The sequence below is a fragment of the Micromonospora sp. NPDC085948 genome (assembly GCF_040686315.1).
Classification (GTDB): Bacteria; Actinomycetota; Actinomycetes; order Mycobacteriales; family Micromonosporaceae; genus Micromonospora.
The window spans coordinates 1,117,849-1,129,918 of the sequence record NZ_JBFBJW010000001.1; the positions used below are offsets into that span (position 1 = coordinate 1,117,849).

The 12,070-nt window shown below is 69.9% G+C and carries 10 protein-coding genes and 1 pseudogene; 7 read left to right on the forward strand and 4 right to left on the reverse strand.

Annotated features, from left to right (window positions below; genetic code table 11):
- From AB0O48_RS05395 to AB0O48_RS05405, 3 genes are all read left to right on the forward strand, one after another.
- A partial coding sequence (locus AB0O48_RS05395) for a hypothetical protein (RefSeq protein ID WP_365063119.1) occupies window positions 1–881 on the forward strand: 881 nt, incomplete at its 5' end.
- Between the two features lie 576 nt (window positions 882–1,457).
- Window positions 1,458–2,489 (forward strand): hypothetical protein, encoded by a 1,032-nt coding sequence (locus tag AB0O48_RS05400; RefSeq protein WP_365063122.1) that lies wholly within the window; start codon window positions 1,458–1,460, stop codon window positions 2,487–2,489.
- A 55-nt stretch (window positions 2,490–2,544) separates the two neighbouring features.
- Entirely contained in the window at window positions 2,545–3,585 is a 1,041-nt protein-coding gene (locus AB0O48_RS05405; RefSeq protein WP_365063125.1) for a hypothetical protein, read from the forward strand.
- Window positions 3,586–4,739: 1,154 nt separating this feature from the next.
- Here AB0O48_RS05405 and AB0O48_RS05410 read toward each other — a convergent pair.
- The 3 genes and pseudogenes from AB0O48_RS05410 to AB0O48_RS05420 form a co-directional block, all read right to left on the reverse strand.
- Entirely contained in the window at window positions 4,740–5,246 is a 507-nt protein-coding gene (locus tag AB0O48_RS05410; protein WP_365063128.1) for a DUF6082 family protein, read from the reverse strand.
- Window positions 5,247–5,589: 343 nt separating this feature from the next.
- A complete protein-coding gene (locus tag AB0O48_RS05415; RefSeq protein WP_365063131.1) occupies window positions 5,590–5,739 on the reverse strand; it encodes a hypothetical protein in 150 nt (49 codons plus the stop codon).
- A gap of 27 nt (window positions 5,740–5,766) precedes the next feature.
- Window positions 5,767–5,877 (reverse strand): annotated as a pseudogene (locus AB0O48_RS05420) (IS110 family transposase); the annotation flags it as partial.
- A 595-nt stretch (window positions 5,878–6,472) separates the two neighbouring features.
- Here AB0O48_RS05420 and AB0O48_RS05425 point away from each other — a divergent pair.
- The 3 genes from AB0O48_RS05425 (at window position 6,473) to AB0O48_RS05435 (ending at window position 8,956) form a co-directional block, all read left to right on the forward strand.
- The gene (locus tag AB0O48_RS05425; RefSeq protein ID WP_365063134.1) at window positions 6,473–7,261 is read left to right on the forward strand and encodes a tyrosine-type recombinase/integrase; all 789 of its coding nucleotides are present in this window, start codon (window positions 6,473–6,475) and stop codon (window positions 7,259–7,261) included.
- 170 nt (window positions 7,262–7,431) lie between these two features.
- Window positions 7,432–8,235: an HAD-IB family hydrolase gene (locus tag AB0O48_RS05430; protein WP_357251584.1), complete on the forward strand. Its 804-nt coding sequence runs from the start codon at window positions 7,432–7,434 to the stop codon at window positions 8,233–8,235.
- A gap of 88 nt (window positions 8,236–8,323) precedes the next feature.
- Window positions 8,324–8,956, forward strand: a complete 633-nt coding sequence (locus AB0O48_RS05435; RefSeq protein ID WP_357251581.1) for a TetR/AcrR family transcriptional regulator — start codon at window positions 8,324–8,326, stop codon at window positions 8,954–8,956.
- 7 nt (window positions 8,957–8,963) lie between these two features.
- Here AB0O48_RS05435 and AB0O48_RS05440 read toward each other — a convergent pair whose 3' ends face one another.
- Window positions 8,964–9,710: an oxidoreductase gene (locus AB0O48_RS05440; RefSeq protein WP_365063138.1), complete on the reverse strand. Its 747-nt coding sequence runs from the start codon at window positions 9,708–9,710 to the stop codon at window positions 8,964–8,966.
- A gap of 333 nt (window positions 9,711–10,043) precedes the next feature.
- Here AB0O48_RS05440 and acs point away from each other — a divergent pair, with 333 nt between their 5' ends.
- A complete protein-coding gene (gene acs, locus AB0O48_RS05445; protein WP_365063140.1) occupies window positions 10,044–12,008 on the forward strand; it encodes an acetate--CoA ligase in 1,965 nt (654 codons plus the stop codon).
- Window positions 12,009–12,070: the final 62 nt, after the last annotated feature.

Genomic DNA, 12,070 nt, shown 5'->3' on the forward strand with positions numbered 1-12,070 from the left:
CCAGCGTCACCCTGCGCGCCCTGAGCACCCGCCGCGCCCTGAACCCCGGCCTCGCCTTGAGCGCCTACGTCGCCTTGAAAACCTTGAGCACCCTGAACACCGACATCGCCCTGAGAACCAGTCGCGCCTTGTGCGCCTTGAGCACCAGCGTCACCCCGCGCGCCCTGGAAACCCTGAGCGCCCTGCACGCCGGCCTCACCCTGAACGCCCGACGCGCCCTGCGCACCTTGGGCGCCCTGAACCCCCGCCTCGCCTTGAGCGCCTGTGTCACCCTGCGAACCCTGGAAACCCTGCGCGCCCTGTACGCCGGCTGCGCCCTGAGCACCCAAAACACCCTGCGCACCCTGAGCGCCCTGAACTCCCGCCTCGCCCTGAGCACCCTGAGCGCCCTGGACCCCGGCCCCACCTTGCGCCCCTTGAGCGCCCGAGTCGCCCTGCGCACCTTGGAAACCTTGAGTTCCCTGCGTACCCGCACTGCCCCGCGCACCTGCGTCGCCCTGCGCTCCTTGAGCACCTGCGTTTCCCTGCGCTCCTTGAGCGCCCTGAACGCCCGCGTCGCCCTCCGCGCCTTGAGTACCTTGCGCACCCTGAACGCCGGCGTCACCTTGAGCGCCGGTATCGCCCCGAGAACCCTGGAAGCCTTGTGCGCCCGCGTCGCCCTGCGCACCCCGAACGCCCGCATCACCCTGCGCACCCTGAGCGCCCGCGTCACCCTGGGGGCCTTGAGCGCCGGTGTCGCCCTGGGGGCCTTGAGCGCCCTTGGCGCCGTGCGAGCCGTGCGGGTAGTCCGACTTGGGCTGCTTGCCCCTGTCGTTTCCACCCCACGGACCCTGCCAGCCCTGCGGGCCACAGTCAGTTGGCGCGTCCGGGTACTGGTCTGACGAATCAGGTCCGTCGCCGTCCTGGCGAACGCTCGACCAGGCCAACGGCCAGCTGCCGTACTGGCCGAGCGGACCGGGCGTACCGATCTGCATGCTCCGAGCAGAGGATGTCGCCTCCTCGGGTTGCGCTGCGGCTGCGGGTCCACCCGTCATCCCGACTACCAGCAGGGCAGAACTCAGCCCTGACGCGGCGCGGCCATGCTTCAGGACGCGCTGCAGCCGTCGGTCGTTGTTCATGACCCCTCCAGAGAGCCACTCCGGACACACCAGAGCTGCTTGGCAGTGACTTGCCGCCACGCCGCAGGCAAAGGCGACGCATCAGACCGATTCAGACCTTACGTACGATTTAGCCGCACATGACGGTTTTGTCGAAGGTGGATGTTCGTCATGATTCGGCGAACAGGCCGCGGGGGAACGTGATGCGCGTGGGCGATCGTCCGTCACCACTCCCGGCCGCCGACGACTGCTGACTCACCCTGGGCCGGGACGTCGACAGTCGACGCTCCCCCGGTGGAGGGACGGTGTTGGCCCCTGCTGGGGAGGAGTGGCGCCCCCGCCGGCGCGGACGATCGACCTATGACTGTCGATGAGGTGTCGCGTGGTCCCGGCGTGGAAGGGCTGGTACTCGACCGCTCGCGGCGTACGCGGATAACCCGAATGGTGATCGGCTATGGGGTGGTCGCCGCTGTGCTGCCGTACCTGCTGCTGAAGATCTTGTGGATCGGCGGGGTGATGGTCGGCGTGCCGGAGGGTTCGCCGGCGCGTGGCGCGGACTTCGTCGCACCGAACATCGTCACCACGGCGATGGATGTCGTGGCGATCCTCGTCGCGGTCGCGTTCACGCACCGCTGGGGACTGCGGCTGCCGGAGTGGCTGGTGCTGGCACCGGTCTGGGTCGGCACCGGGCTGCTGACCCCGGCCGTAATCGAGGTGGTCAACGGAGCGGCGGCCGGCGCGGTGACAGGTGGCCGGGAGGTGAGTCTTTCCGGAGGGCTCGTCGCCCCGTGGACCTATGTGGTCGTCTACACGTCGTTCGCGTTGCAGGGCGTGCTGCTGTCTGCCGCCTTCCTCGGGTACGCGCGGTCGCGCTGGTCGTACCTGTTCGACCGTCCGTCGGCAGCCGAAGTCGGCGCGACCCGCGGCCTGCAGGTGGTGCTCGCCCGCGCGGGTGGCGCGGCCGCTGCGGCGATCGCGGTCGCGCACCTGGTGATGGCGTTCGGCGCGGAGGGCGCATTCCTGGGTGCCTACCAGGAGGGGTGGGAGTACACGGCTCGCTCGGGCGAGGTGGTGAACGCACTGATGGCGGCGTCCGCCGCGGTTGGCGTTCTGCTCATGCTGCGCCAGCCGTACGGCGGCGGCCGCACGGCGGCGCGGGTGGGGCTGGCGCTCACCTGGGTCGGCACGGGCGCGATGTTCGGGTACGCGCTGCTCACCCTCCTGGCGGTGGCCCTCGGCGCGCCGGAGTCGGACAACGTCACCGCCCTGAACGGGCTCACCCAGTTGGGTGCGCTGCTCGCCGGGGCTGCCCTGGCGATCACCGCCGCCCTGCATCTGCTAGAACGTCGACCCGGCCACCAGCACCCCGCGCTCGCCGAGGGCACGCGATGACGGCGGCGAACCGGCCCGACCGGGTCCGGACCCGGACCGGTACGGCTACGCCGCCGTGATCGTCACCGGTGGACTCGCCGTGCTGACGCTCATCTGCGCGGCGACCGGGAAGGGCTACCCGTTCGGACCGAACGATCCGGTTGATGACATGTCGCTGATCCGGGCCGTTCCACCGGGAGTCGGTGCGGCACTACTGGCAGGCGTCCTGCTGGGCGCGATGCTGATCATGCTCGGGACGGCGGGGCGACGTACCGCGCGTCCAGCTGGTGCCGCTCGTGCCGCCGTGCTCGTGGCGGGGTACGCGGCGGTCGTCGTCATGCTGTTCGTGGTGCCCGACATTCGGCTCCTGGCCCTGGTCGCCTACGTGCCGATGCTCGTACTGGGGGCGCCGTTCGGTTGGCCGGACGTGGACTACCGCTCGATCGTGACCGCGGTGATCGCCTGGCAGGTCGTCAGTGTGTCCGTAGGACTGCTGGTGGCCATCCACCTGGTGCGCTGGCAGCGCGCCACTCGGGGCGCCTGCGTCGCGTGCGGTCGGGCGCACACCCGTACCGGATCGTCTTTCCATGCGGCCACCGTGGGTCGATGGGCGACCGGCGTCGCGGTCGCCGTGCCGTTGCTGTTCGCGGTTACCCGGTACGCGTGGATGGCCGGCGTTCCCCTCGGTATCAGTGACACGGCCATGCGGCAACTGCTGGAGACCGACGGACGCTGGCGTGGCGGTGCCCTGGCCACCTTCGCCGTGGTGGGGGCGGGGTTGACGCTGGGACTTGTGCAGCACTGGGGAGAGGTGTTCCCTCGTTGGGTCGTGCGGCTCGGCGGGAGGCGGGTGCCGGTGCGCCTGGCGGTGGTCCCGGCCATGGTGGTTGCCGCGCTGGTCATGTCGGCCGGGCTGGGTCTGGTCAGCAACACCGACATCTTCTTCGGCGAACTCGGGGCGCAACCGTGGTTGGTCGGCATCCACGTGCTGTGGCCGGTGTGGGCCGCGGCGCTCGGTGTCGCGGCCTACGCCTACCACCTTCGCCGCCGCGAACGATGTGTCACCTGCGGCGCCGGCGACCACGAGCGGCAGCCAGAGGATCGGGATCGCGCGTAACAGCGGTCATCGTTGTTCGGGACCGGGTCGGCCGTCCCCATCGACCTCGCGGGTTTGGGTATGTTCCGCAGGTGAACTCCGTGGGAATCCGCGACAGACCTGGGGTGACGTGACGTCGGCACCACGTTGGCCGGTGGTCGCACCCACGGTCGCGGTCGGTCTCTTGGCGCTCAACGGCGCGACGACGATCTACGACCCTGACGTTCGCGACCGTGCTGGCCGTGGCCGCCAGCATGGGCACCGATCGGGCCGCGCGCAGTCGAGTCCTCACGCTGGTGGGAGTGGGCGCGGCCGGGATCGTCGCGATCCACCTGGGCCTGCCACGGCCATTCGGCGTGTGGGACGGGCCAGTGGTGTCGGAACCCGTCCAGGTGACGCTGCGCGTGTTGGAACCCGAGGCACGTCTTCGGCGCTGGCCTGCTGTTGGTGCGGTCCAGCCCTCGCCTGGGCGGGACCGCGTTCGTCCGACCGTGACCCCAGAACGCCTGCGGCCGCTAGCCAACGCGCCGCGCCTCGTGGCCGGTTGTGACTCTCTACCTGGCCGGGAGCGCTCCCCACAAAGGAGACGACCCACGTCGGGGGGAATTGACCTGACGTAGTAGCGAGTGTGATCAAGTGCCGTACCGCGCAGCCAGAAGCACCGGTCAGGTCGCCTGAGCATGATCGAGAGTCGCCACGCGGTACGGCACTTGCTGACGATCTGCTGACTCTCGAATGACGCGCTGCGGGGGCCGAGGACGGCCGGAGGCCGCCGGCAGGGCAGTCCGCATGCGCACACCCACTCCCGACCCTGCTTTGCGAAGATCAATGACTGCTGTCGGCTGACGTCGGTCACTGCCGCTGACGTGCTCGCTGTACCGCCAGCCCTCGATCTCGGCCGCTTCGTCACTGGGGCTTGGCTGTACAGCCACCCTCTGATCCGTAGATACCCATAACCAGGTCCAGGCTATCCGACACCGTCCGCCTACTCCTGGGTCTCAAGCCCTCCGCAACGGATCAGCCCCGTCTCGTCCGTCCAGCCCGGTCCGGTGGCTCCCACGGGTAGCTCCCAGCTCGCCACCTACCGCCCGTAGAGTGCGCCGAGCAATCACCTTGGCGGACTATTCAGCGAAAGTGCAACCCGAGTCTTGCGCGGGGACAGCATGAATAAGGTTCTACTTCTCTTCCTCGGGCAATGGGAGTTGAGGGTCGGACATCTTCGAGCGTTCTTCATCGACAATTCTGAAGAACCCCCGTTGACTCCGGTCGACGGTGGAATCGCGCCACGCTACGTGAGCGTCGAGGTAATGGCGGCCGAGTTCACTGCTGGCCAAGTATGCGACACTCCTCCTAACCTGCTCCTCCGGCATCAACCCTGAGCTGTAGTTATAATTCCACCACCAAAACCACAGGTTTATGTAATACAGCTTCTTTTTTTCATGCCTGGTATCGAAATTCGAGGGCACGCAGTCAGCCAGGCTCGGGTCCTGTATGGCCATCGTCAGCAATTGCATGTGGTAGGTGCGATGATTCTCGCGCCGTTGCGCTCTCGCCTCAACCACTTGCATCCTCAGGGATAGTGCAATCGCAATCAGAGCCAATGCCGATATAATTGTCGCACTGAATCCATACGCTTGTCCGACATTGGCCAGTTGCACCCAGTCAAGTTTTGAGTCACTCACGTACCATGACACTATGGGCGGCGCAAAGAACAACACAAGGGTGAACACCAGGACAAATGCAAAGATATTTATAAGTATCGCTCGATGCTGGTTGCCTTGCACGGTCGTCCTCCAACTTTCACAGGCGGCGAGAGGGGCGTCGAAATCGCCGTACGACTACAGGTTGGCAGAAGGATGCAAATGCCCCCTAGCGCAGAAGGAAGCACGCCGTCGGCGGCCTGGCTTGCCCTCAAGTGGGACCGTCTCGTGGCCCGCGGATGGCCCGCGTAGCAACCGCTGAAGAGGGGTGTCCCGCAGCCGGTCAACCGCCCCCGTCCTGCCATTCCAATGCCCCTATTGGAGGTCAAGGGGCGAGGGCGGCGAAGTCGGCGCGTAGGGCGCTATAGACGTCGCGGACGATGTAGCGCTTGAGGCAGCGAAGGATTTCCTGCTTCCTGAGGCCTTCGGTGATGCGTGGGTGGAGGTAGGCGCGTGTGCGCTGGTCGTAGCGCATGCGGCAGAGCGCGATCGTGTGCAGGGCGTGGTTGGCCCTGCGGCCGCCTCCTCCGTGGAGGCGGTGGCGGTGCACCCGGAGCTGGCGGGGATTGGGTGCGACGCCGCAGAGGTGGGCGAGGGCTGCAACGGAATGCAGCCGGTCGGGTTGTCGCCGGCGGTGGCGAGCAACTGGGCGGCGACGTCAGGGCCGACACTGAATAAGGCCGAGGTGCGGGGCGCCGTTTTCCGGACGATGGATGCCACCTGCCGGTCGAGGGCGGTGATCTCCTCCGTGAGGGCCATCACCCGGCGGGCGACCCGCAGGGCGCGGATTGCCTCGACCGGCCCACCCCGTGCGTGCCTTCGCCGTGCCCGATGCGGTGCCAGCAAGGGCCGCCCGAGCGGCGGCGATCGCGTCAATCGCTGTTCGTCCTGGCGCTGGCGACCGGGCTGCGGCGGGCTGAGCTGCTGGGCCTGCGGTGGTCGGATGTCGAACTGTCGGGGAAGGCGCTGACGGCAATCCGGGCGCGGCTTCTCGCGGTCAACGCAACCCCTGCGATGGTCCGCGTGCCCCACAACCGGGCGGGTGAGGCTCGCGCGGGCACGATCAGCCGAGAGGCGTCCTCGGCCGGCTGCTCCCCGCCATTCCGGCCGAACATCGGGGCATCGTCTGCGCCGCCGCCGGGGAGGGGCTGCGGTGGGGTGAGTGCGCGGGCCTGCCGTGGGAGGCGGTCGACCTTGACAAAGGGCTGTTGCACGTCGCCCAGGTGGCCGTGGAGACCCACGGCGGGGTCGTGCGGCGGGCGTACCCGAAGAGTCGGGCTGGCGTGCGGGCGGTGCCCATGCCGCCGTTCCTTGTCGACGAGCTGCGCCAGCGGCGTGGCGCCGCCTCCCCGGACGGCCAGGCGCTGGTCTTCGCGGACCGGGCCGGAGGGGCGCAGCGGCGGTCGAACTTCCGTCGGCGGGTGTGGCTGCCGCCGTTGGTGCGGGCCGGGTTGCTTGGCCGGGTCACCGAGATGGCGCCGGGCCGATGGCAGGCGGCCTGGCCGGACGGGGACGGCCGGGAGCAGCGGGCGGAGTTTCCGACGGAAGCGGCGGCGGTGACGCACGCGGCAGCCTCGGCGGTCGGCGGGCTGCGCTTCCACGACCTTCGGCACTCGTACATCACCTGGCTGGTGACGGACGGCGTGCCGGTCAACGTCGTGCAGCGGGTGGTCGGCCACGAGAAGGCGTCGACGACGCTGGATCGGTACACGCACACGCCCGACGACCATGCCGACCGGGTCCGGCTGACCTTCGCTGACGATTCGCTGACTTTCCGCCCGTCGCCTCGACCGGCCGACCCGGGAGACACACCTTCACCTGGCCGGGAGCGCTCCCCACAAAGGGACGACCCCCGTCGGGGGGAGACGGGGGTCGTCGAAGGTTCGGCTCCGGGGGGGTCGAGCCGAACCACTCAGCGGCCACGGGGGGTGCAACCGCTGAGGGTCTTTGTCTGTTTCGGGGATGTGAAAGCTCGTCGTACGGACAAGTCTGCCTGAGCGGACCCGTCACGTCGAGTGGTGCCGACCCCACTCAGTGCGAAAATCTCCTTGCGGAGTGTGAGCGTGATCACGCAGAGCGGGATTTGTGGTGTCAGCCCGCAGGTCTGAGGGGTGGCTTGACCCCGGGCACCCGCCGACGATAGACCATCCGGCTAGACTTTCGCGCCGTGGGCCGAAGTGCCGCTTTCTTCGATCTGGACAAGACCGTCATCGCCAAGTCGAGCGCCCTGGCGTTCGGTCGGCCGTTCTACCGGGACGGGCTGATCACCCGGCGTGACGTGGTCAAGTCGGCGTACGCGCAGCTGATGTTCCGGCTGGGCGGCACCGACGAGCAGACCATGGCCCGAACACGGGACTACCTGGCTGCGCTCTGCAAGGGCTGGCAGGTGGAGCAGGTCCGCCAGATCGTCGCGGAGACGCTGCATGAGCTGATCAACCCCTACGTGTACGCCGAAGCCGCTGTCCTGATCGCGGAGCACCAGGCCGCCGGGCGGGACGTGGTGCTGGTGTCGGCGTCGGGCGAGGAGATGGTCCGGCCGATCGGCGAGCTGCTCGGGGTCACCGACGTGATCGCCACCCGGATGACGGTTCGGGACGGCCGGTACAGCGGCGAGGTCGAGTTCTACGCGGCCGGTCCGAGCAAGGTCGAGGCGGTCGGCGAGTTGGCCGCCGCCCGGGGTTACGACCTGGCCGACTCGTACGCCTACTCCGACTCGTACAGCGATCGTCCGCTGTTGGAGTGTGTCGGTCATCCGAGTGTGGTCAACCCGGACCGGCAGCTGCGCAGGCTGGCCGCGGAGAACGCGTGGCCGGTGCTGGAGTTCCGGCACCCGATCCCGCTGGGTCGCCGCCTGCGGGAACGGCCCGCCGTGCCGGTGGCTGCTGCGGCCCTGGGTGTCGGGGTGGGTGTGGCCATCGGTATCGCCTGGTACGGCCGGCATCGCCGGACCCGCGCCGCCGCGACCGCCTGACCGGTCCGGGCTTCGCCACCTGGCTCGGCCGACTGGTCAGCGATGCGATGATCGCACCGCCGCACCCGGCCCGGCCCCGAGGAGAGCCATGTCCGACACCAAACAGCGCCTCCTCGACGGCACCATCGCCGCCATCCGGGAGCACGGCATCGCCGGCGTCTCCGCCCGTACCATCGCCGCCGCCGCCGGGGTGAACCAGGCGCTCGTCTTCTACCACTTCGGCACGGTCGACGTCCTGCTCGCGGCGGCCTGCCGGACCAGCACGGCCGCGCGGGTCCAGCACTGGTCGGCACGGTTGGCCTCGGCCGGTTCGCTGCGCGAGCTGCTCGCCGTCGGGCGGGCGCTGCACGACGAGGAACGCCAGCTCGGCAACGTCACCTTCCTGGCCCAGATGCTGGCCGGGGCACAGGCGGACCAGCGGATGGCCGCGCCGACGGCTGCGGCGCTCCAGCTCTGGGTGGACGAGATCGAGGCGGTCCTGCGCAGGCTGCTCGCCGGGTCACCGTTCGTCGAGGTGGCCGACGTGCCCGGCCTGGCCCGCGCGGTGTCGGCCGCGTTCATCGGGCTGGAGCTCTACGAGGGGGTGGACCGGGCGGGCGCCGACCAGGCGTTGGCCGCGCTCGACCAGCTCGCGCTGCTGCTGGAGATCGTCGACGACCTCGGGCCGATCGCCCGCCGAGCGCTGCAAACCAAGGTCAACCGCGCGGTACGGCGGGAGTGACCGCCACTCAGGCGGCGGCGAGGATCTCGTCGCCGATGACGGTGAGCTGGTCGGCGCCGACCTCGACCGCCGCCAGGTAGTGGCGCAGCCACGAGCGCAGCCCGTCCGGGGTGCCGGTGGCGAAGGCGCCGGCCGAACCGACGTACTCGGGCTCCCGCTCGCGGTGACCGACGTCGACGGCGAGCAGCCCACGTGGGTCGAGGCCGCTGGCGAGCAGCACCAGTCGGGCGGCGCCCCGGGCCACCACGCCGGACGGCCCGGCGAACGGGCGCAGGTTCAGCAACTCGCCGTGGACCACGGCGGCGAGCACCAGCGGTGAGACGGTGCTGCCGCCGGCGACCAGCCCGGCCAGCCCGTCCAGCCGGGCGGCGACCACGGGGTCGGCCACCGGCCGGCCCAGCTCGGCCTCCGGCACGATGTCCCGGGCGGCGAGCACGTGCAGTTTCGCGAGAGCCTGCCGCGGGGCCTTCGGCCAGAGCTCACTCAGGCCGGGCAGTGCCCCGGCGACCCGCAGCGCCCCCTGGAGCACGGGATCGGTGACGGTGCCGGCGCGGACCGCCTCGCGTTCGTGCCCGGCCCCCTCCAGGGCGGCGCTGGCCACCGCCGAACGGAGGCTCACCTCGGCGGCGACCTGCCCGCCGTGCCGGCGCAGCGCGCGATGCCCGAGCGCCTGGTCGAACCGCTCGCGGGCACGCTCGACGGCGGCGGCGATGTCGGCGAGCGCGAGCAGGGGTGCGAGCGGGTCGGTGGTCACCCCGCCACGCTAGCGACCCGGGCCGGCCCGGCGGGGCGCACCCGGCCGTAGCGCGACCCGGACCACCCGCCGCCCCGGTGCCCCGGTCAGGACGACACCCGCCGCGGGCAAGGTCAACACGGGTTCGTTGAAGTCGGGGTGTCCGCCTGGCCTGGACACCGCGACGTCAAGAAACCGGTGTCGATCAAGTGCCTCGTGTGGCGACGGGCCGTCGGGCGCGCGGCGGGAGCCGCTCGGCGCGACCGGGGCGGGCAGCGGTCGCCGGCCGGAGGACCCGGGACTACCCTCGTGCCCAGCGAGACGCAGGTCACCCGAGGACGAAGGAGTCACGGCATGAGCGAGGCATTGGCAAATCTGCTGAACGAGACGCGCCAGTTCCCCCCGCCGGCCGAACTCGCCGCGCACGCCAACGTCACCATCGACGCGTACGCGGAGGCCGACACCGACCGCCTCGCCTTCTGGGCGAAGCAGGCCGACCGACTGGCCTGGTCGAAGAAGTGGGACGAGGTGCTCGACTGGTCGAACCCGCCGTTCGCGAAGTGGTTCGTCGGTGGGCAGCTCAACGTGGCGTACAACTGCCTGGACCGGCACGTCGAGGCGGGTCGGGGCGACAAGGTCGCCATCCACTGGGAGGGCGAGCCGGGCGACACCCGGACCCTCACGTACGCCGACCTGCACGAGCTGACCTGCCGGGCGGCGAACACGCTCACCGAGCTGGGTGTGACGGCCGGCGACCGGGTGGCGATCTACCTGCCGATGATCCCGGAGGCGGCGGTCGCGATGCTGGCCTGCGCCCGGATCGGCGCGGCACACAGTGTGGTCTTCGGCGGCTTCTCCGCCGACTCGCTGAGCAACCGGATCCAGGACGCCAGCGCCAAGGTGGTGATCACCGCGGACGGCGGCTACCGGCGGGGGAAGCCGTCGGCGCTGAAGCCGACCGTGGACGAGGCGGTGGCGAGCTGCCCGTCGGTGGAGCACGTGCTGGTGGTCCGCCGTACCGGCGAGGACGTGGCCTGGTCGGAGCGGGACCACTGGTGGCACGAGACGGTGGAGACCGCGTCGGCCGAGCACACCGCGCAGCCGTTCGACGCCGAGCACCCGCTGTTCATCCTCTACACCAGCGGCACCACGGCCCGCCCGAAGGGCATCCTGCACACCACCGGCGGCTACCTGACCCAGGCGTCGTACACGACGCACGCCGTCTTCGACCTCAAGCCGGAGACGGACGTCTACTGGTGCACCGCCGACATCGGTTGGGTCACCGGCCACTCATACATCGTGTACGGCCCGCTCTCGAACGGCGCCACGCAGGTGATGTACGAGGGCACCCCGGACACCCCGCACAAGGGCCGGTTCTGGGACATCGTGGAGAAGTACAAGGTCAGCATCCTCTACACCGCTCCGACGCTGATCCGCACGATGATGAAGTGGGGCGAGGACATCCCGGCCGGGCACGACCTGTCGTCGCTGCGGCTGCTCGGCAGCGTCGGCGAGCCGATCAACCCTGAGGCCTGGATGTGGTACAGGGAGTTCATCGGCGGCGGAGCGCTGCCCATCGTCGACACCTGGTGGCAGACCGAGACGGGCGCCATCATGATCTCCCCGTTGCCGGGGGTGACCGCGACCAAGCCGGGATCGGCGATGGCCCCGCTGCCGGGCATCGTGGCCGACGTGGTCGACGACCAGGGCCAGTCGGTGCCGAACGGTGGCGGCGGTTACCTGGTGCTGCGCGAGCCGTGGCCGTCGATGCTGCGCACCATCTGGGGTGACGACAACCGGTTCATCGAGACCTACTGGAGCCGGTTCGAGGGCATGTACTTCGCCGGTGACGGTGCCAAGAAGGATGACGACGGGCACATCTGGCTGCTCGGCCGGGTCGACGACGTGATGCTGGTGTCCGGGCACAACATCTCGACCACCGAGGTGGAGTCGGCACTGGTGTCGCACCCGTCGGTGGCCGAGGCGGCGGTGGTGGGCGCGACCGACCCGACCACCGGGCAGGCCATCGTCGCGTTCGCCATTCCGCGCGGCAGCACCGACATCGCCGGCGACGCCGGTGAGCAGCTCATCGCCGAGCTGCGCAACCACGTGTCGAAGACGCTCGGGCCGATCGCCAAGCCGCGGCAGATCATGCTGGTGGCGGAGCTGCCGAAGACCCGCTCCGGCAAGATCATGCGGCGGTTGCTGCGCGACGTCGCGGAGAACCGGTCGCTCGGTGACGTGACCACGTTGCAGGACTCCTCGGTCATGGAGTTGATCTCCTCGGGGATGAGCGGGGCCAAGTCCGACGAGGACTGACGACAGGCGTACACACCGGAGGGTGGCGGTCCGTGCGGACCGCCACCCTCCGTCGTTTCTTA

Excerpts from the sequence above, each read along its gene's own strand:
- AB0O48_RS05400 (WP_365063122.1), top strand. The coding sequence starts at position 1,458 with ATGACTGTCGATGAGGTGTCGCGTGGTCCCGGCGTGGAAGGGCTGGTA.
- AB0O48_RS05415 (WP_365063131.1), bottom strand. The coding sequence starts at position 5,739 with ATGCGCTACGACCAGCGCACACGCGCCTACCTCCACCCACGCATCACC.
- acs (WP_365063140.1), top strand. The coding sequence starts at position 10,044 with ATGAGCGAGGCATTGGCAAATCTGCTGAACGAGACGCGCCAGTTCCCC.
- AB0O48_RS05435 (WP_357251581.1), top strand. The coding sequence starts at position 8,324 with ATGTCCGACACCAAACAGCGCCTCCTCGACGGCACCATCGCCGCCATC.